This is a genomic window from Aeromonas sp. ASNIH1, assembly GCF_002934285.1.
In the GTDB taxonomy this organism is placed as follows: domain Bacteria; phylum Pseudomonadota; class Gammaproteobacteria; order Enterobacterales; family Aeromonadaceae; genus Aeromonas; species Aeromonas caviae.
The window spans coordinates 3,642,259-3,659,597 of record NZ_CP026228.1 but is presented as its reverse complement, the minus strand read 5'-3'; the positions used below and the strand labels follow the sequence as shown (position 1 = coordinate 3,659,597).

Below are 17,339 nucleotides of genomic sequence, written 5' to 3'. Positions count from 1 at the left end.
CAGTGAAATCGACCGTGGGTCCGGCTGTTACCGCGGCGCGGGCCCGATTCATTTCAACGACGTTCATCACTTCGCTCCTCCTTGCACAGCCACTGGCAACGGACGAACCTGACTTGCCACTGACTCTTCCAAACTCAACAGCTCCCTGATGGCGCGATGCACCGCCGCCGTGATCGCCTGCCGCTCGATCGGGTCAATCACCCCATCCTGACGCGCCAGATGCAGCTCACCGAACACCGCCCCCACCACAGAGGTGACCGTCATCACCTGGTCAGCCAGCTCTTCCTCGGTCACCGTGGTATCCGGCAGGGCCACCAGCACTTGGCCACGAGACAGCGCCCAGGCTTGCAGAATGGCGTTGTCACCGGTCAGCTCGGTCACGGCGATCGCCTCAGACAGATACAAGTGGTGGTCTTCACACTGCGGATTGAACTTGTTGTTCAGGGTGGTCGGGCGCTTGTTGCCCATCAGTCTTGCCAGCTCGGTGACGTTGTAGCTGCGGCTCAACTGATAAGCGGCGTCAATAGGGTCAGAAAGGTGGGAGTGATCCCGCTTCACTCTCGTGGTTGTTCTGGTGGGTTTTGTCATGATGGTCGCACCTGCTCAGTTTTCAGCTTCCCCTTGGTGAGGAGCTGGACCTGACAAGCGCGACCGTAAGGGATTTCTTCCCCCCATAGCGACACTGCCGACTTGCTTATGCCGAGTGCTTTCGCGGTCTTTGTTACCCCGCCAAAGTAGGCGATAACGTCTAGTTTCTTCATAGCCCCTCCTGTCGATGAGGAAAGGTTAAGTAAGCGCAACTCTCCGGTCAAGCACAATTAACGCCAAAAGGTTTAAATTACTTAACTATGAGCATCGGAGAACGCATCAAGCTGTCTAGGTCGCGCCTGAAAATGACCCAGCAGCAACTCGGCGACAAAATAGGCGCAAACAAGGCATCCATTTCACAGTGGGAGAATGGGGTATATACCCCTGACGCAAAGAACCTTTCCGAGTTGGCAAAGGCACTCTCCGTCTCTGTGTTTTGGTTGATGGATGGGAAGGGCGAGCCTTCTGGTCAGAACATGGAGATAGCATCACCAGACACTCACCGGATCCCGGTGATCAGCTATGTGCAGGCAGGGGTATGGACAGCACCAAACGAGATCCGCGAGTGCGATGGCAATATGGCCTACATCACCACAGACCTCGAACTGGGGGAGCGGGCTTTTGCCATAGAGTTGAAAGGCCACTCCATGGAACCGGAGTTTGTCGAAGGGGATGTGGTGCTGATTGACCCGGACGAACACCCTCACCCAGGGGATTTCGTAGTTGCCAAGAATGGTGAGGAAGCTGCAACGTTCAAGAAATATCGCCCTAGGGGAATCGGAGAGGATGGCCAAGAGGTCTTTGAACTAGTCCCACTTAACGACGATTTTCCCACCATGCGCTCGGATCGCCAGCATATCCAAATCATCGGCACTATGGTTGAACATCGCCGAAGAAGAAAGCGCAGATAACAATTCCAATGTATCACCTTGCTGGAATAGTTTGGGGTGATTGAAAACTGTTATAAGTGAAAGGACTGAACAATTCAGCTCTTAATAGACAGCCAATTAAACAACCATAAATTCAACAATGGTGTCTTATGCTTTTATTTTCTATAAGCTAAGAAAAATCTGTCCAAATAACATTGGTTCTAAAAATAAAAACAAAGGATTAATATGAAAACAGTTCAACCATTATTAATAACAACCCTAGCTATTAGTGTTCTCAGTGGTTGTGCAGTGACGCTGCCATTCAACAACCGCCTCTCATATCCAACATATCAAGAACTCAAAAAAGAAGCTGTAGATAGAGATTTGCCAGCGGTCATGATCACATGGGCCCCATCAAGCTTCCCAACCAGGATCGATGTTCAAGGTGCTTCTGGCTATGTGGGCAGCGCATCCCAAACCCGGATTCCGACCGGTGTCGCCATGGCAGCTAGGATCAGTGAAGCCATTAGCGCTTTCACTCAGGTTTCTCCAAATGGTCTTCCTTTACTGATTGATGTTATTGAAGCAAAGTCAAAATTCGAGTATTCAGCTGGCGTATTTAATGTAACCCCCTCTCTAGACGTAGGTGAGATAACATTCAAAGCCAAGCTTACCTTGGGCAAAAGTCAGTGGGTGAAAACCTATTTCTCACGTAAAAATGATCCATCCATAGGCGGTATGAGCGCTACAGGTATCTTGGAAGCAGCTTGGGACGATGTTGCCTCCCAAGTGGCTAGAGATGTTGCAAAACAACTTCAGGCCGTGAAATAGAAACTACTGCACTCAAGCCCACCAGCACGGCGGGCTTTTACCAACAGTAGTGTTAAGCATTCACAACATCAACCTTTACTTTAGCGTTTGGATGACTTAACTTATCCCGTACTCATCAGTACACGGGATGACCCATGTCGAACCAACACCACCAAAAGCGCATCTACATCGCCGGCCCCATGACCGGCATGCCTGACTGCAACCGCCCCGCCTTCCATGCCGAGGCCAACCACCAGCGTGAGCGCGGCCATATCCCGCTCAACCCTGCCACCCTCCCCGAGGGCCTGAACCAAGCCGAGTACATGGCCTGTTGCCTGCCTATGGTCATGCTCGCCGACGAGCTGGTCATGCTCCCAGGCTGGCGCGATAGCCAGGGCGCCACCGCCGAGTTCCACCTCGCCATGAAGTGCGGAAAAGTCATCCGCCAAGCCGAAGACGGCTTTGCCTGGTATCCCACCACTGAAGGAGAAGCAGCATGAAGCACGTCATGTTGGATCTGGAAACTATGGGCAATGGCCCGCGTGCGGCCATTGTCAGCATAGGGGCCGTGTTCTTTGACCCGCTGACCGGCGAGTTTGGCGCAGAGTTCGAGGCTGCCATCGATCTGCGCTGCAGCGCCAAGTCCGGGGAGATCGACCCCGATACCGTGCTGTGGTGGTTGGGTCAAGGAGAGGAAGCAAGAGCAGGCCTCATCAAGGGGGAGCAGTTCCAGCTGCCCGATGCCCTCTGCAACTTTTACCGCTGGATCGTCGCCTGCTGCCCTGATCGTGATGTGCAGATGTGGGGCAATGGAGCGGGTTTTGACAATGTGATCCTGCGCAGTGCCTATGTGGCGTGCGGCCTCATCGTGCCTTGGAAACACTGGAACGACCGTGATGTGCGCACCATCGTTGACCTCGGTCGTACCCTGCTCGGCTTCAACCCCAAGAAGGAGATGCCCTTCGAGGGAGTTCGCCATTGCGCCCTGGACGATGCCAAGCACCAAGCCCGCTACGTCAGCGCCATCATTCAGCAGTTGGCGGGCAAGCCCACTCAGGAAAGGAGCACAGCATGAACGCCAACATCATCGCGCTGTTTGCCGAGCATGGTCCCATGACCGTCAGCGAGGCCATGACGAAATGGCTGGGCCAGATCTGCTGCACCTGCAACAACTACAACGCCCGCTACCACCTCAATCAGTTGGTGAATGCAGGCCAGCTCGCCAGACGCAGTGCGCGCCGTCAGGTGCGGGGCAGCATCGGCCGCTACCCACGCCAAGCCAACGTCGTCATCTATCAGGTGAAACCCCAATGAACCACTACGCCCAAGCGCTGGCCGAACTGCAGGCCCAGCCTGACCACGAACTCAAGCAGATCGGCGATCAGTGGCAGACCCCCAAGGCGCTGGCCTGGGGCCTGTTCCACCAGTTCGCCCCCACCCTGGGGCCAGTGGTGCTCGACATGTTTGCCGACGACTGCAACCACCTGGTGCCGCACTACTACGATGCCGAAGACAACGCCCTCACCCAGGAGCTGGCCGCCGACCTGCGCCGCCTGGGGGGCGCTGCCTACGCCAACCCGCCCTACTCGCGCCCCTGCACGGATAGTGAGGGGAACCCCATCACCGGGATGGAGGCCATCCTCAACTACTGCCGCGAGCAACGGGCGCTGGGCGCCAAGATCATGTTGCTCATCAAGGCCGCCACCAGCGAAACCTGGTGGCCAGAAGATGCCGACTTCATCCAGTTCATCAGCGGGCGCATCGGCTTTGAGGTACCGAGCTGGTACGTGCCCCGCGACCCGAAGAAGGACAAGCCCAGCTCCAGCGGCTTCGCCTCAGCCGTGGTGATCTTCGACGCCGGCTGGCAGGGCGAGCGCCGCCCCGAGGCGCGCCTGCGCCGTGACGACCTCATCACCACCGGCAGCATCATCCTCGACATGATCCACCGCCAAGCGGTGGAGCTCACCCTGGCCGCCGATCACGTTATCCGTAACGCCACGCCCAAGCTGACCCCCGTGGTCACCCAGGAGCAACCCGCCGAAACAGAACCGGCCGCGGGGGAACCACCAGCAGCCGACGATAACGAGGCCAGCGCCGCGGCGGCGGCCGAACTGGGCTATGCCGATGCCAGCAGCATCATGGCCAAGCAGATTGAGTGCGTTGATCTCGGCGAAGAGCAACAGGATACGGTCAGGGGTTATGTGCAAGGCTGGCTGGACGAGCCTTATCCACTCTCCGAGATCTTCTATCGGCTCGATCTGGCAGTCGCCAACCTGCTGGCAAGCCTATCCATCAGGGCTTTGTCGCAGAAGAGAGTCGTTCCCCCACCCTGCCCCACTGGCAACGCCACCCAGCAGTGAAGGGGGTTATCTACCAGATCGACGATGCGGACATCCTGACCCAGGCCAGGACCGCCGAGCTGGCCGCCTGGATCATCGACAACCTGACGGCCCCAGGCGATCTTCTGGAACTGGCCACCGCCAAGGCCGCCGAGCTGTTGGCGCAGAGTGCCGAAGCCACCAGCCCAGAGCCAAACCATGCAGAGCGGCAGCTCGAGCTGCTGGATGCCCACCACCCAACCGAGGAACCCAGCACCAAGCCGCTCGAGGACTGGGCCTTCGACTACCAGAACGACGAGCTCAATCTGGGCGGCGCTGAGTGGTCGTGCTTTGTCGCCGTGCTGACAGTGCTCTATGGCATCAAGGAGCACTACACCGCCCGGGAGGTAGCGATCGCCATCTCGGTCAGCGATGAGCAGCTCATGGACGAATACACCACCCTGGACGAGGAAACCAAGGCGCTGCTGCGCAAGGCTGTCTCCACTCTGAAGCAGGTTGAGGGATACAACTTCACAGAAGCCTTCACCATGCTCGACCTGCACCGCCAGGAGGCCGTCATCGCCTTTATGAACGCCCTGCATAACGAGCCGACCCTCAGCCCCGTCACCCAAAAGAGCGTGATGGTCAATGCCATTACTCGAGTGAATGAGGTGGCAGCATGAGCAACACACTTCGTCGTTCCCGCGCCGTCAGGGCCAAGGTGACCGGGACCCCGCTCAATCTGGAGTTTGCCATCAACGTGGACTTGTTCGCTGGCGGCGGTGGCGCCAGCACGGGGATAGAGCGTGGGCTGGGGCGCCCGGTGCACATCGCCATCAACCACAACCCCAAGGCACTCTCCATGCATCAGGCGAACCACCCGGAGGCCCTGCACCTGCAGGAGGATATCTGGGCCGTGAACCCGGTTGCTGTGCTGGCAGGGCGCTCGGTCGGTTGGCTGCACGCCAGCCCGGATTGCACCCACCACTCACAGGCCGCCGGCGGTCAGCCGCGCAAGCAGGAGATCCGCAGCTTGGCCTGGGTGATCACCAAGTGGCTGGCCCTGAGCAAACCTGCAGTGCTTTCCATGGAGAACGTCAAGCAGATGCGCACCTGGGGGCCCCTCGTCGCCAAGCGGGACAAGGCCACTGGCCGGGTCATCAAGCTGGTCGAGGTTCAGCGCGGCAAGAAGACCAAGATCGAGCAGCATATCGCCGACCCAGGGGAGCGGGTGCCACGCCAGCAGCAATACCTGGTACCGGATCCCAAGCGGGCAGGCCAGACCTGGCGCCGCTTTCTGGCCAGCATCGAGCGCATGGGGTATGAGCTTGACCATACCGTCAAGAATGCTGCCGATTACGGTGCGGCCACCAGCCGCCAGCGCCTCTACCTCGTTGCCCGCCGGGACGGGGAGCCCGTTTGCTGGCCCGCTCCAACCCATTGCAAGGCCCCGGCACCAGGCAGCCACCTCAAGCCGTATCGGGTAACGGCGGATCACATCGACTGGTCTATCCCCTGCCCCAGCATCTTCCTCACCAAGGAAGAAGCCCTGGCACAGGGGCTCAACGTCAAACGCCCGCTGGCCGATGCGACCCTGGAGCGCGTGGCAATCGGGGTGATCCGCGAGGTGCTGACCAATCCCAAGCCCTTCATCATTGAGCTGGCCAACTGGTCAGGGCGCGGTGTCGATTCGGTTGACGCCCCGCTGCGCACCATCACCGGCTGGCCCAAGGGCGGTGCGTTCGCCTTGTGCAACCCGAGTCTGGCCCCGCTGGTGGTGCGCCACTTTGGTAAAGGGGGCGAGCACGGGGTCGATGAGCCCGCTGCGGCCATCATGGCCGGCGGCGGTGGCAAGTCTATGCTGGCGGCCCCCTTGATGGTGCAGGCCAACGGCGGGTTCAACACCGTGCCTGCCAGATCCGTGGCTGATCCTTGCAGCACTATCACTTCCAGCGGCAGCCAGCAGCAACTGTCCTCCGCTTTCATGGTGCACCTGCGCAAGAACCTGCCGCCGAGCACTCCTGAGAGCCAGCTCCCCACCATCGTTTCAGCGGGCCAGCATCACGCTCTGGTGCAGACCGTGATGGCGAGCCCGGGTGAGTTTGGCCTGACACCGGAGCAAGAGGCCGGGGCCCTGCGGGTCAGCGCCTTCCTGATGCGCTACTACTCGAGCGGCGGGCAGTGGGGGGCCGTCACTGAGCCGATGCACACCATCACCACCAAGGACCGGCTGGCACTGGTGACCGTGACCTGGTGCGGCAACACATGGGTGATCGTGGATATCGGCCTGCGCATGCTGGTACCGAAGGAGCTGTATGGCTGCCAAGGCATGCCGCGCCACTACATCCATGACCGCGGTCACGACGGCACCCCGCTCTCCATCACCGATCAAGTGCTGATGGTCGGCAACAGCGTCAGCCCGCCGCCGATGGCAGCCATCGCCAGAGCCAACAACCCGTACAAGCACCTGCAAGCCAGGAGGGCAGCATGACCAAGCAGCAAGCCGCCGGGATCACCATCCTGGTGCTCAACACACTGGCCACGCTCATTGCGCTGGCGCTGATGTAAGGAGGACGCAGCATGATCACGGTCACCGATACCAAAGGACAAAAACACCACTTGGCGCTGGACGCCATAGCCAAGGTGAGCGAGGCCTCTCTCAGCTCACGTTGGCATGGGATCCACGCCTTCATCAAGACGTTCGACGGCGATGAGCTGGGTGTGCGGGAGGAAGCCGAGCAGGTACTGGCGCAAATCGAGGCGGGAAACGTATGAGCATTGTACAGGACATTGCCGAATGGGTTCATGCCCGAGGCGGCGGCGCCATCAGTGCCGAGGTGGCCGCCGAGTTCTCCCTCACTGTCAGTGAGGCCAGCATCGTGATGGGCCAGATCCACCGAGAGTCCCGCTTCACCACCCGGATTGAACACTTCTGCATGGTTGGGGATAACGGTCGTGGACGCCATACCCGCCGCCTCTTCGTTGACGCAGTCAAACCGCCACAGTGGCGCAAGACCCCGGTGATTGGCATCAATGGGGATCAGGTCGTCCGGTTCGACAGCGTCACGGATGCCGAGACCAAGGGAGGCTTTGTCAGGGTCGGCATCACCCGCTGTCTTGCCGGCCAGCAGAAACAACACGGCGGCTACCGCTGGCAGATCGACACAACCAAAGGAGCAGGCCAATGCACCGTTACAGCTACACCCTGAATGCGGCCACAGAGTTGGGAGCCGCACCGGATCGCCTGACCGGAACTGTCGAGGCGCACCACCCGATGACCCACCAGCAGATCCGGCTGGCCGCCATCGACAAGGCCCCGGCCCAGTATCTGAATTTCAACGAACTGGAGTACCAGGAGATTGAATCCCCCCTGAATTGAATGCCCGGCCATGCTGCCTGGGTGTAACGAACCACGACTGTCCTGGAGGACACGATGCATATCAAACTTTACCAGCGCAATTACCGGGATGATCTCAAGCAGGCCATCCAGCAGGAGCATGCCGGCAACCATCAGGATGCGGCCCTCTCCTACAAGAAAGCCCAGCACCACGCCACCAGCGCCAACATACTGGAGAAGGCCAAGTTCGCGATGGCCCGTCGTATCCACTGCCTCAAGCAGGCAAAGGATCCCGAATGGAAGCAGGTCAACGCCAAGTTCCAGCAACTCCATCAAGCCCTGGAGCATCGCTGATGGCCAGCCGCGGCATCAACAAAGTCATCCTGATCGGCAACCTGGGTCAGGATCCGGAAGTGCGCTACATACCCGGCGGGAACGCTGTCACCAGCATCACCCTGGCTACCTCAGAAACATGGCGTGACAAGCAGACCGGCGAGGCCAAGGAGCGCACCGAGTGGCACCGGGTGGTGCTTGTGGGCAAGCTGGCCGAAGTGGCGGGCCAGTACCTGAAGAAGGGTTCACAGGTCTATGTGGAAGGGAAACTGCAGACCCGCAAGTGGCAGGACCAAAGCGGTCAGGACCGCTACACCACCGAGGTGCAGGTCGACAGCTTCACCGGGGTACTGCAGATGCTTGGCGGCAAGCCGCAGCAAGGCAGTTCGCAGAAGGCTCAGTCCCAGCCACCAGCCAGGCCTGCCGCCACCCCATCTGCGGGCCAGCAAAGCAACGAGCCGCCATTTGATTACGATGACGACCTGCCGTTCTAGGATTCACCGGAGGATTTATGTTAGAGCCCATTGAGAAAATTGAGCAGAAAGAACTGATGGTGATGCTGGGAAAAGGTCGAACCGCCTTGTATCACCTCCGCAATAAAGACGCGACCTTTCCCAAGCCTATCGACCACCAGCCACTGCGCTGGATCAAATCACACGTCATGGCCTGGATTGATAGCCACAACCGGATCAGTGGCAACGCCTAGCTCCCGCTGGATCACTGTCCACCAGCGCTCATAGGCAGCCGCTTGATCCTCAAGCCAGTCATGTTTGTTGTAAACAGCCATCACGCCAGTCAGGGTGTGCCCCAGCATCACTTCGGTGATATGGGGCGACACCCCCAATTCCGATAGCCGGGTCGACAGCGTTCGACGAGCATCATGAATCCTCCAATGGGGGATCCCCAGGCTGCTGCGCAAGCGGCTCACCAACCGATTACATGAGTGGATCTCCAACGGCCCATTCCCCTCCCCCTGACCCGGGAACAGATAGACTGGGTCCACCGACGCCATGGCTGCTCGTTCGAACAGTTGCTTGCCCACCGATGTGATGGGGCGGCGGATAGGCCGGCCGGTCTTGCTGATCTCCGCCGGTACGGTCCAGACCATAGACTCGAAATCCAGGTCCTGACGCTTGAGCGTTCTGGCCTCGGACAGCCGGCACCCATAGACCAGACAAAGCAAGTGAATCACTTTGTTGCCGGTTCCGGCCCGGCTGGCCTCAATGGCCCGCCAGATCTTTGCAACCTCTGGCACCGTCAACACCCGGTGACCGGTCTTGGCGGGGGCGCCAACATCCCTGGCCCGCAGACTCATCATGTTGGGCATGTTGATCGTGCCGCGGCGAACATGCCAGTTGAAGCAGGCCTTTAGCCCCGTGATCACCACACGGGTAACCCCGGGTGCCCGTTCGCTGATGGCATCGAAATAGCTCAACCACATGTCCATGGTGATCTGGCTGATTGGCCGGTCAGGCAAGCGGTTCTTCACCGACGAGAAGGTATAGCGATAGTATTTCTGGGTACCTTCTCGGCACTCCCGCATCACGTACTTCTCGAACCACTCATCAAACAAGGCTGCAGGCGTAGGCTCGTCGCCCGAGGCACTGATCGGCGCAACACCGCTTTTGAGCTCATCGGCCTTTATCCGGGCCTCTCGCAAGGTCAGAGCCGGGTACCGACCAAGAGAGGTCCGAACCCGCTTCCCGTCGACCACATGCCGAACCTGGAACGCAACCACCCCCTTCGGTGAGACCCGGACACTCAACCCATCACCGTCGCTCACTTCGCTCGGGCCAGCATATGGTTTACCATTCACCCCTCGAAGCCAGCTATCTGATAACGCCATTGCTACCCCATTAAAATTTTGTACCACTCTCATGGGGTGTTTTGTACCAGATAATGTACCAGCAGGCCATTGAACAACGTCAGGTTTGGGTGAACGATGAAAGTGTCTTCGGAATTTGCACCTCACCAGAACGGCACTAAACCCTGAAAAATCAATCAGAAGCGCGAACACACAAGAACACATGAGCACATCAGCGAAGCAGACCACCCAGCCCACTTACTACTTCCACGACTACGAGACCTTCGGCATCAGTCCGGCCAAAGACAGGCCGTCGCAGTTTGCGGGCATTCGCACCGACGCGGATTTCAACGTCATCGGCGAGCCGCTGGTGATTTACTGCAAGCCGCCGGCGGATTACCTGCCGGAGCCGGAAGCCTGCCTCATCACCGGCATCACACCGCAAAAGGCGATGAAGGACGGACTGTGCGAGGCGGACTTCATCCGCCAGATCCACGCAGAGTTCGCCACCCCGGGCACCTGCGTGCTCGGCTACAACAGCATCCGCTTCGATGACGAGGTGACCCGCTACACCCTCTATCGCAACTTCTACGACCCCTATGCCTACGCCTGGCAGAACGGCAACTCCCGCTGGGACATCCTCGACATGCTGCGGGCCTGCTACGCCCTGCGCCCGCAGGGGATAGAGTGGGCGTTTGACGACGAGGGCAAGCCGAGCTTCCGGCTGGAGAAGCTGACGGTGGCCAATGGCGTGGCCCACGCCAACGCCCACGATGCGCTCTCGGATGTGCTGGCCACCATCGAGATGGCCAGGCTGGTGAAAAAAGCCCAGCCCAAGCTCTTCGAGTACCTCTTTGATCTTCGCAACAAGAACAAGGTAAAGGCCCTCATCGACGTGGTGACCATGAAACCCCTGGTGCACGTCTCCGGCATGTTCTCCCCCTGGCAGGGGTGTGCGAGCTGGGTGTCGCCGCTCGCCTGGCACCCCAGCAACCAGAACGCGGTGATCATGGTGGATCTGACCCGTGACCCGACTCCGCTCATCGAGCTCTCCTGCGAGGAGATCCGCGAGCGCCTCTACACCAAAAAAGAGGAGCTGGGGGATCTGGCCGGCATTCCGGTCAAACTGGTGCACATCAACAAGTGCCCGGTGCTGGCCCCGGCCGCCACCCTGACGCCGGAGCGGGCGGACGAGCTGGGCATCAATCGGGCACAGTGCCGCAAGAGCCTGGATCTGCTGCGGGCCCACCCCGAGGTGCGGGAAAAACTGGTGGAGGTGTTCAACCAGGAGTTTGCCGGCAGCACCGACGGCGACCCCGACACCCAGCTCTACGCCGGCTTCTTCGGCCACGGCGACAAGTCCACCATGGATCTGGTGCGCGCCACCCCGGCGGATCTGCTGGGGGAGCGGGAGTTTGCCTTCACGGATCCCCGTCTGCCCGAGATGCTGTTCCGTTACCGCGCCCGCAACTGGCCCCACACCTTGAGCGAAGCGGAGCAGAAGCGCTGGCGCCTGCACTGCAGCGACTACTTCAGCCGCCGCCTGCCGGATTATGTGCCGCGCCTGGAAGCCCTGGCGGAACAGAACCAGGGGAACGAACGGAACTTTGCGATTCTAAAGAGTCTCTATCACTACCTTGAAAATCTGTGAGATGTGAGCCGTTTCACAGTTAAAAACCGATGCGTTTCCCCGGCTCGCGACATAATGGGCAGGGAGCCCAAGCTCCTGATAGTGTGAATATTTAGATGCGCTGACGGCATGGATGCCGTGCTTTCGACTGTTGGGGAACTCTCGTTTTATGCGTTCAGCTCTGCCTGCTTTGACACTCGTCGCCTGTGCCCTGCTGCCCCAGGCCGCCCTCGCTGGCGCCCGGTTCGAGGTGCCAGACTACCTCTTGCGCCTGCCGGAGCAGACCTACCGGCTCATCGAGCGCAATTTCAGCACCCTCTACCAGCAGACCGACTTCACCCCGCAAATCACCAACAGCTATTTCAACCACTCGGATCTCTACCGCTTCGCCGGCATTCCCCTGGCCATCACGCCGCAAAACGGCTTCCAGATGGAGGTGTTCGGCCAGCTCTACAACAAGTCGTCCCAGATCTATGCCCAGATGAGCCAGGATCTCTCCCTCTATCGCACCCTGCGGGTGGACATGATGGGGGATCAGAGCGACGAGATCGCCATCGGCATGGGGCTCGGCATCCCCCTGACAACTCGCCTCACCGTCAAGGCACTCGCCTCCAGCAACGAGATCCCGGGCTATGGCTCCGCCAATTACGCCATCGGGATGGAGTGGCACTTCTAGAGACCATTTCGCCACGTAAAAAAGCTCCCGAGGGAGCCTTTTTGCAGTGCAACGCCATCAGGGGTAGCGGATCACCGCCCCCTGCCCCCCTTGCAGCACCAGGGTGCTCCCCAGGGGCGTCTCGTCCCAGAAGTCCGTGCCCCCCGGCGCCAACGGGAACTCGCAGGGGTGCTCCCCCCAGTTGAACAGGCAGAGCAGCTCGCCGCCCCCGGGCAGCGCCACCCGCCCGCGCTCGAATGCCATCCCCTCGAAGCGGGCCGCCGGGGTGCGCGCGGCGCACAGGGCGAGCAGCTTGCCAAGGCGCGCCCCTTGCGCCGCGTCCAGATCATGCAATCTGTCCCCCGCCAGCACCATGCCACCGCTCGCCACCAGGGCGGCCAGGTGGAAGTCGTACTCGGCGCAGCTCCCGTGCTGGCCCGGAATATCCCGCAGGCAGACGCAGTCGGGGTCCAGCACCCAGAGCCGCTCGTGCTGCCAGGCGCGGCAGAAGGCTTCTCGCGCTATCTGGCGAAAACGGGGGCCCTGGCGCTCTACGTCATCGCTCACCCGCATGCCATGCACCAGGCCGAGGCTCGGCCACAGCGGCGCATTGCAGCCGAGCAGGAAGGCCCCCTCCCCGGCGCCGCGCAGGATGGCGGCCATACCGCGCCGATAGGCCTCCACCCGGGTGGCGGCGGGGTCGTGGAAGCGACCACCGTGGATGGCCCCCCAGAAGTTGGCATCGAGCTTGAAGTAGTGAATGCCCCACTGGGTACGCAGGGTGCGAAATACCTGCTCCAGGTGCGTCTGCACCTCGGGGTGGGTGCCATCCAGCACGTACCAGGGGGTGCAGCGCCAGCCCCCGTAGGTGACTCGCTCCGAGGGGAGCGGCAGGCCATCCTCCCCTTTCACGAACCAGTCAGGGTGCTGCTGGAACACTTGCGAGCCGGGCTCGGCGATAAAGGGGGCGACCCAGAGCGCAGGCTCGCAACCGGCGGCGCGGATCTCCCCTGCCAGGGCCGCCACCCCCTCCTCGAACTTGGCGGAAGGGGTGAGCCAGTCCCCCATCCTGGCCTGATAGCCATCGTCTATCTGCACGTAGCGCAGGGCCGGGAAACGCTCGGCCCGCACCGCCAGGTTCTCGCGAATGTCCGCCGCGCTCACGTTCGCGTAGTAGTGATACCAGGAGCACCAGCCGCTCGGGCGCGTGGGCACCTCCCCCACCAAGGAGCCGTGCTCGGCGGCGATATGCTGCGCCAGCGTCGCGAGCAGGGCCTCCCTGTCCGGCCCCTCCAGGCAGATCAGCGCCTCGCTCTGCCAGTACGCACCCGGCGCCAGGGTGCGCCCTTCGGTGTTCATCACGATCTCGAGGCGCCCGTCGGGATGGAGGCGAAATTCCCCGCCAAAGCGCTGGCAGCTCGCAAAGGCCAGCAGCAGCCAGCCCCCCTCCTGCGCCACCAGCAGCAGATTGTGCACCGTGTGGTAGCCATGGTCGGCGGTGATGCGATAGACAGACGCATCGGGGCAGCGGCCCAGGTGCTCGGGGGCATTCCAGCGTCCCCCGGTCTGGGCCAGCATCTGGAACCCCTCTCCGTAGATGGCCGCGTCGGGCGCAAGTCCGAGATCCCCCTCAAACAGCCGCCAGTGGTGGACGGCCTCGGACTGCTTCCCGGTGTTGTCAAGCCTCACCCGGCAAAGCGGCCCCTCCCATTGGCGGGTTTGCAGCAGGGTGTCAGGGAGGGCGGGATCGGCGGGCAGTTGGCGCAACCGGGCCAGGAGAGAGGGGGTCGACATGGGAACTCCTTCTTGTGAATGGGGATGAAGCCGGGGCCATTGTATCCCCTGCGGGCCAGTTGACCCTGTTCCCTCCCCCCCGTGCCTGTTAAACTGCGACCTTGCTCACACTTGCCAAGATGAGGCCCCCGTGCTGCTGCAACGCACCCTGCGCTACCTTCGTGATTGTCTGGTCATCATCGCCTGTCTGCTGGCAGGCAAAGCCGTGGCGGCCATCCTGCCCTTCGCCTTCCCCGGCAGCATCATCGGCATGCTGCTACTGTTCGTGCTGCTCTCCTTGCAGATCGTCCGCTTCTCCTGGGTCGAGCTGGGGGGCGGCCTGCTGCTGCGCCACATGGGGGTGCTGTTCGTGCCGGTGGCGGTGGGCCTGGTGGCCTGGCTCGAGCCCCTGCGCCAATCCTTCGGTCTCATCATGCTCTGCGTCGTGCTCGGCATCGTGCTCATCCTGGGCGCGGTTGGCCACCTCTATCAAAGGATGAACAAGCCATGATCCTCTGGTTTGCCCTGCCCCTCACCTCACCTTACCCTGTCATCACAAGGATGCAGCCATGATCTTCTGGTTGGCCATTCCCCTGACCCTGGCGCTCTATTTCATGACCCGGGCCCTCTACCGCCGCCTGCCCTGGCCCGTCATCAATCCGGTGCTGATCCCCACCGCCGTCATCATCGGCCTGCTGCTCTGGCTCGATCTGCCTCTGGATCAGTACCAGCAGGGGGCCTCGCCCCTGACCGCCCTGCTGGAACCCGCCGTGGTGGCCCTGGCCCTGCCGCTTTACCAGCAGGCACGCCAGATCCGCGACAAGCTCACACCCATCCTGGCCTGTACCCTCACCGCGGTGCTCATCTCGGTCTGCACCACCCTGGGGGTCGGCCACCTGATGGGGGCGGATCCGGCGCTGCTCGCCTCCATCGCCACCAAGTCCATCACCACGCCGCTCGCCATGAGCGTCAGCCAGTCCCTCGGCGGCATTCCCGCCATCGCCGCCGCCGTGGTGGTGGTGGTGGGGATCCTGGGGGCCCTGGCGGGCTATCCCCTGCTCAAGCTGATGCGGGTCACCGACCCCGAGGCCCAGGGGCTCGCCATGGGAGCCTGCGCCCACGCAATCGGCACCGCCGCCTCCGCCGAGCAGGGGGTGACCCAGGGCGCCTTCTCGTCGCTGGCCATGGTGGTGTGCGGTGTGCTGACCGCAGCCATCGCCCCCCTGCTGTTCGCCCTCTACCACTGGCTGAGCTGATCCCCGTTGCCATGGCCGCCCCTGCGGCCATGGCCTCTGTGCCCTTTCACCGTTTCCATCCGATACCCTCACCTCCCTGATGCCGGGAGCTGGCGCACAGATTGCGAAAGACAAACGTTTCCTTTAACATCCTCGCCCCTTTGCCCATCAAGGCGTGAGCGCGCTCACACAATTCGCCGCGCTTGCTCCCTACAATGGCCCCCCAATTGGCCTTTGAGGACACAGTATGCATCCCCGCTTTGCCAAGCCATTCGAGACCCTTTCCGCCCCGCTCCAGGCCGCCCTGCTGCCCATGCTGGGGGACGATTTCCAGGCCCGTTTCACCCCGGACCAGGTCGCGACCCTGAAAGCCGCCACCGGGCTGGATGACAGGGCCCTGCGTCTGGCCTTGCTGCCGCTGGCGGCCGCCTGCTCGGTGGCCCCCATCTCCAGGTTCTTCGTCGGCGCCATCGCCTGCGGCCTGAGCGGCACCTGGTACTTTGGCGCCAACATGGAGTTCGCGGGTCAGGGGCTGTTCCACTCGGTCCACGCCGAGCAGTCCGCCATCTCCAACGCCTGGCTGGGTGGCGAGACCGGGATCTCCGAGATCACCGTGAACTACACCCCTTGCGGCCACTGCCGCCAGTTCATGAACGAGCTGAGCACCGCCAAGACCCTGAAGGTCTCCCTGCCGGACGATCTCAGCGAGCTGCAATCCTTCCTGCCCCACTCCTTCGGCCCCGCCGATCTCGAGATCACCGATGCCCTGATGAGCCCCCAGGCTCACGACGAGCTGGTGCTCGAGAGCGACGACCCCCTATGGCAGGCTGCGCTCGCCGCCGCCCGCCAGAGCTATGCCCCCTACAGCCAGGGCTATGCCGCGGTGGCGCTGCAGTTCGAGGACGGGCGCATCTTCTGCGGCCGCTATGCCGAGAACGCCGCCTTCAACCCGAGCCTGCCGCCGATGCAGATGGCCTGCGCCCACGCGGTGCTGGGTGGCGAGGATCTCGCCACCGTGCGCCGCGCCGTGCTGCTGGAGAGCAAGGATGGCCAGATCAGTCAGCGGGATTCGGCCCAGTCCACCCTGAAGGCCCTGGGCTCGGTCGAGCTTGAGTACAAAGCCGTCTGACCCCGGCATCCACCAACGGGAAGGGGAGCTGCGGCTCCCCTTCTTGCTCTCTGCGGCTCTCATCCTGCCCCTCACCCCCTTTCTCTGCGCCTCTGGCGCCGTGCATCAGATGCCCCCCTGCCCCATGTGAGGGCGGTCTCCCTCCGATGACCTTATTGGCAGACCTCCTCTGCGGCAGCGGGAAGCGTCGGTGAAGGGGTCAATGCCCCGCCCTCTCCCCTTGCGGCCCCCTTGTTTGACCTCAAGATGCATGTGCCAAGCCACTGGGATCACCCCTCTCCATGGATTTTGCAAATACCTTTCCCTGCCTGTTCCCTCGATGCGGGGCGGTATGGCGGCGGCAGGAAACGTCGGGGAAGGGATAAATACCTCGCCCCCGCCCCTTGCAGCCCCCGTGTTTGACCCCAAGATGCATTTGCCAAGCCACTGGGATCACGCCTCTCCATGGATTTTGCAAATACCTTTCCCTGCCTGTTCCCTCGACGCAGGGCGGCATGGCGGCAGCGGGAAACGTCGGTGAAGGGGCCAATGCCCTGCCCTCGCCCCTTGCGGCCCCCGTGTGTGACCCCAAGATGCATTCGCCCAGCCACTGGGATCATCCCTCTCCATGGATTTTGCAAATACCTTTCCCTGCCTGTTCCCTCGACGCAGGGCGGCATGGCGGCAGCGGGAAACGTCGGTGAAGGGGCCAATGCCCTGCCCTCGCCCCTTGCGGCCCCCGTGTGTGACCCCAAGATGCATTCGCCCAGCCACTGGGATCATCCCTCTCCATGGATTTTGCAAATACCTTTCCCTGCCTGTTCCCCCGCCGCGGGGCGGCATGGCGGCAGCGGGAAGCATCGGAGAAGGCGTCAATGC

22 protein-coding genes are annotated in these 17,339 nt (G+C 61.7%); 18 read left to right on the top strand and 4 right to left on the bottom strand.

What is annotated here, in order from left to right; translation table 11 throughout:
* Positions 1 to 66: 66 nt before the first annotated feature.
* Complete coding sequence (locus tag C2U37_RS17880; RefSeq protein ID WP_185219228.1) at positions 67 to 588, bottom strand: phage regulatory CII family protein; 522 nt, start codon at positions 586 to 588, stop codon at positions 67 to 69.
* Entirely contained in the window at positions 585 to 761 is a 177-nt protein-coding gene (locus C2U37_RS17875) for a Cro/CI family transcriptional regulator (protein ID WP_050498207.1), read from the bottom strand. Before C2U37_RS17875 ends, C2U37_RS17880 begins: the two co-directional genes overlap by 4 nt.
* Positions 762 to 848: 87 nt before the next feature.
* Here C2U37_RS17875 and C2U37_RS17870 point away from each other — a divergent pair, with 87 nt between their 5' ends.
* The 13 genes from C2U37_RS17870 to ssb all read left to right on the top strand — a co-directional run bounded on the left by C2U37_RS17870 (position 849) and on the right by ssb (position 8,749).
* Positions 849 to 1,499: a LexA family protein gene (locus C2U37_RS17870; protein ID WP_041211151.1), complete on the top strand. Its 651-nt coding sequence runs from the start codon at positions 849 to 851 to the stop codon at positions 1,497 to 1,499.
* A 204-nt stretch (positions 1,500 to 1,703) separates the two neighbouring features.
* Positions 1,704 to 2,288: a hypothetical protein gene (locus C2U37_RS17865; RefSeq protein ID WP_104452817.1), complete on the top strand. Its 585-nt coding sequence runs from the start codon at positions 1,704 to 1,706 to the stop codon at positions 2,286 to 2,288.
* Positions 2,289 to 2,422: 134 nt separating this feature from the next.
* Complete coding sequence (locus tag C2U37_RS17860; RefSeq protein WP_104452816.1) at positions 2,423 to 2,767, top strand: DUF4406 domain-containing protein; 345 nt, start codon at positions 2,423 to 2,425, stop codon at positions 2,765 to 2,767.
* Positions 2,764 to 3,342, top strand: a complete 579-nt coding sequence (locus C2U37_RS17855; protein ID WP_104452815.1) for a 3'-5' exonuclease — start codon at positions 2,764 to 2,766, stop codon at positions 3,340 to 3,342. The genes C2U37_RS17860 and C2U37_RS17855 overlap by 4 nt, the downstream gene beginning before the upstream one ends.
* A complete protein-coding gene (locus C2U37_RS17850) occupies positions 3,339 to 3,581 on the top strand; it encodes a helix-turn-helix transcriptional regulator (RefSeq protein WP_104452814.1) in 243 nt (80 codons plus the stop codon). Before C2U37_RS17855 ends, C2U37_RS17850 begins: the two co-directional genes overlap by 4 nt.
* A complete protein-coding gene (locus tag C2U37_RS25140) occupies positions 3,578 to 4,627 on the top strand; it encodes a phage N-6-adenine-methyltransferase (protein ID WP_233768421.1) in 1,050 nt (349 codons plus the stop codon). Before C2U37_RS17850 ends, C2U37_RS25140 begins: the two co-directional genes overlap by 4 nt.
* Positions 4,624 to 5,268 (top strand): hypothetical protein, encoded by a 645-nt coding sequence (locus C2U37_RS17840; RefSeq protein WP_104452813.1) that lies wholly within the window; start codon positions 4,624 to 4,626, stop codon positions 5,266 to 5,268. Before C2U37_RS25140 ends, C2U37_RS17840 begins: the two co-directional genes overlap by 4 nt.
* On the top strand, positions 5,265 to 7,076 hold the full coding sequence (locus C2U37_RS17835) for a DNA cytosine methyltransferase (RefSeq protein ID WP_104452812.1): 1,812 nt from the start codon (positions 5,265 to 5,267) through the stop codon (positions 7,074 to 7,076). The genes C2U37_RS17840 and C2U37_RS17835 overlap by 4 nt, the downstream gene beginning before the upstream one ends.
* Before the next feature lie 89 nt (positions 7,077 to 7,165).
* Complete coding sequence (locus C2U37_RS17830) at positions 7,166 to 7,360, top strand: hypothetical protein (RefSeq protein ID WP_104452811.1); 195 nt, start codon at positions 7,166 to 7,168, stop codon at positions 7,358 to 7,360.
* Positions 7,357 to 7,794: a hypothetical protein gene (locus C2U37_RS17825; protein WP_104452810.1), complete on the top strand. Its 438-nt coding sequence runs from the start codon at positions 7,357 to 7,359 to the stop codon at positions 7,792 to 7,794. The genes C2U37_RS17830 and C2U37_RS17825 overlap by 4 nt, the downstream gene beginning before the upstream one ends.
* Positions 7,770 to 7,964, top strand: a complete 195-nt coding sequence (locus C2U37_RS17820; protein ID WP_041211145.1) for a hypothetical protein — start codon at positions 7,770 to 7,772, stop codon at positions 7,962 to 7,964. The genes C2U37_RS17825 and C2U37_RS17820 overlap by 25 nt, the downstream gene beginning before the upstream one ends.
* 54 nt (positions 7,965 to 8,018) lie before the next feature.
* Positions 8,019 to 8,276 carry a hypothetical protein gene (locus tag C2U37_RS17815; protein WP_104452809.1) on the top strand — a complete coding sequence of 86 codons (258 nt, stop codon included), beginning with the start codon at positions 8,019 to 8,021 and terminating at the stop codon, positions 8,274 to 8,276.
* A complete protein-coding gene (gene ssb / locus C2U37_RS17810) occupies positions 8,276 to 8,749 on the top strand; it encodes a single-stranded DNA-binding protein (RefSeq protein WP_104452808.1) in 474 nt (157 codons plus the stop codon). The genes C2U37_RS17815 and ssb overlap by 1 nt, the downstream gene beginning before the upstream one ends.
* 158 nt (positions 8,750 to 8,907) lie before the next feature.
* Here the strand turns inward: ssb and C2U37_RS17805 are convergent, their stop codons facing one another.
* Positions 8,908 to 10,101 carry a tyrosine-type recombinase/integrase gene (locus tag C2U37_RS17805; RefSeq protein ID WP_158656270.1) on the bottom strand — a complete coding sequence of 398 codons (1,194 nt, stop codon included), beginning with the start codon at positions 10,099 to 10,101 and terminating at the stop codon, positions 8,908 to 8,910.
* 181 nt (positions 10,102 to 10,282) lie between these two features.
* On the opposite strand from C2U37_RS17805, the gene sbcB reads away from it, so the two are divergent.
* Both sbcB and C2U37_RS17795 read left to right on the top strand, forming a co-directional pair.
* Complete coding sequence (sbcB, locus tag C2U37_RS17800; protein WP_104452806.1) at positions 10,283 to 11,710, top strand: exodeoxyribonuclease I; 1,428 nt, start codon at positions 10,283 to 10,285, stop codon at positions 11,708 to 11,710.
* A gap of 148 nt (positions 11,711 to 11,858) precedes the next feature.
* Positions 11,859 to 12,365, top strand: coding sequence for a hypothetical protein (locus C2U37_RS17795; protein WP_039038881.1), 507 nt, complete (start codon positions 11,859 to 11,861; stop codon positions 12,363 to 12,365).
* Positions 12,366 to 12,422: 57 nt separating this feature from the next.
* Here C2U37_RS17795 and C2U37_RS17790 read toward each other — a convergent pair whose 3' ends face one another.
* On the bottom strand, positions 12,423 to 14,138 hold the full coding sequence (locus tag C2U37_RS17790; protein ID WP_104452805.1) for a glycoside hydrolase family 36 protein: 1,716 nt from the start codon (positions 14,136 to 14,138) through the stop codon (positions 12,423 to 12,425).
* Between the two features lie 130 nt (positions 14,139 to 14,268).
* Between C2U37_RS17790 and C2U37_RS17785 the strand changes: the two genes are divergently transcribed.
* The 3 genes from C2U37_RS17785 to cdd all read left to right on the top strand — a co-directional run bounded on the left by C2U37_RS17785 (position 14,269) and on the right by cdd (position 16,481).
* Positions 14,269 to 14,628, top strand: a complete 360-nt coding sequence (locus C2U37_RS17785) for a CidA/LrgA family protein (protein ID WP_104452804.1) — start codon at positions 14,269 to 14,271, stop codon at positions 14,626 to 14,628.
* 58 nt (positions 14,629 to 14,686) lie between these two features.
* Positions 14,687 to 15,373: an LrgB family protein gene (locus C2U37_RS17780; protein ID WP_104452803.1), complete on the top strand. Its 687-nt coding sequence runs from the start codon at positions 14,687 to 14,689 to the stop codon at positions 15,371 to 15,373.
* A 226-nt stretch (positions 15,374 to 15,599) separates the two neighbouring features.
* Positions 15,600 to 16,481 (top strand): cytidine deaminase, encoded by an 882-nt coding sequence (gene cdd / locus C2U37_RS17775; protein WP_010674459.1) that lies wholly within the window; start codon positions 15,600 to 15,602, stop codon positions 16,479 to 16,481.
* Positions 16,482 to 17,339: the final 858 nt, after the last annotated feature.

What these genes read in the sequence shown, in the direction of transcription:
- C2U37_RS17880 (WP_185219228.1), bottom strand. Translation starts at nt 588, where the DNA reads ATGACAAAACCCACCAGAACAACCACGAGAGTGAAGCGGGATCACTCC.
- C2U37_RS17875 (WP_050498207.1), bottom strand. Translation starts at nt 761, where the DNA reads ATGAAGAAACTAGACGTTATCGCCTACTTTGGCGGGGTAACAAAGACC.
- C2U37_RS17870 (WP_041211151.1), top strand. Translation starts at nt 849, where the DNA reads ATGAGCATCGGAGAACGCATCAAGCTGTCTAGGTCGCGCCTGAAAATG.
- C2U37_RS17865 (WP_104452817.1), top strand. Translation starts at nt 1,704, where the DNA reads ATGAAAACAGTTCAACCATTATTAATAACAACCCTAGCTATTAGTGTT.
- C2U37_RS17860 (WP_104452816.1), top strand. Translation starts at nt 2,423, where the DNA reads ATGTCGAACCAACACCACCAAAAGCGCATCTACATCGCCGGCCCCATG.
- C2U37_RS17855 (WP_104452815.1), top strand. Translation starts at nt 2,764, where the DNA reads ATGAAGCACGTCATGTTGGATCTGGAAACTATGGGCAATGGCCCGCGT.
- C2U37_RS17850 (WP_104452814.1), top strand. Translation starts at nt 3,339, where the DNA reads ATGAACGCCAACATCATCGCGCTGTTTGCCGAGCATGGTCCCATGACC.
- C2U37_RS25140 (WP_233768421.1), top strand. Translation starts at nt 3,578, where the DNA reads ATGAACCACTACGCCCAAGCGCTGGCCGAACTGCAGGCCCAGCCTGAC.
- C2U37_RS17835 (WP_104452812.1), top strand. Translation starts at nt 5,265, where the DNA reads ATGAGCAACACACTTCGTCGTTCCCGCGCCGTCAGGGCCAAGGTGACC.
- C2U37_RS17830 (WP_104452811.1), top strand. Translation starts at nt 7,166, where the DNA reads ATGATCACGGTCACCGATACCAAAGGACAAAAACACCACTTGGCGCTG.
- C2U37_RS17825 (WP_104452810.1), top strand. Translation starts at nt 7,357, where the DNA reads ATGAGCATTGTACAGGACATTGCCGAATGGGTTCATGCCCGAGGCGGC.
- C2U37_RS17820 (WP_041211145.1), top strand. Translation starts at nt 7,770, where the DNA reads ATGCACCGTTACAGCTACACCCTGAATGCGGCCACAGAGTTGGGAGCC.
- C2U37_RS17815 (WP_104452809.1), top strand. Translation starts at nt 8,019, where the DNA reads ATGCATATCAAACTTTACCAGCGCAATTACCGGGATGATCTCAAGCAG.
- ssb (WP_104452808.1), top strand. Translation starts at nt 8,276, where the DNA reads ATGGCCAGCCGCGGCATCAACAAAGTCATCCTGATCGGCAACCTGGGT.
- C2U37_RS17805 (WP_158656270.1), bottom strand. Translation starts at nt 10,101, where the DNA reads ATGGCGTTATCAGATAGCTGGCTTCGAGGGGTGAATGGTAAACCATAT.
- sbcB (WP_104452806.1), top strand. Translation starts at nt 10,283, where the DNA reads ATGAGCACATCAGCGAAGCAGACCACCCAGCCCACTTACTACTTCCAC.
- C2U37_RS17795 (WP_039038881.1), top strand. Translation starts at nt 11,859, where the DNA reads ATGCGTTCAGCTCTGCCTGCTTTGACACTCGTCGCCTGTGCCCTGCTG.
- C2U37_RS17790 (WP_104452805.1), bottom strand. Translation starts at nt 14,138, where the DNA reads ATGTCGACCCCCTCTCTCCTGGCCCGGTTGCGCCAACTGCCCGCCGAT.
- C2U37_RS17780 (WP_104452803.1), top strand. Translation starts at nt 14,687, where the DNA reads ATGATCTTCTGGTTGGCCATTCCCCTGACCCTGGCGCTCTATTTCATG.
- cdd (WP_010674459.1), top strand. Translation starts at nt 15,600, where the DNA reads ATGCATCCCCGCTTTGCCAAGCCATTCGAGACCCTTTCCGCCCCGCTC.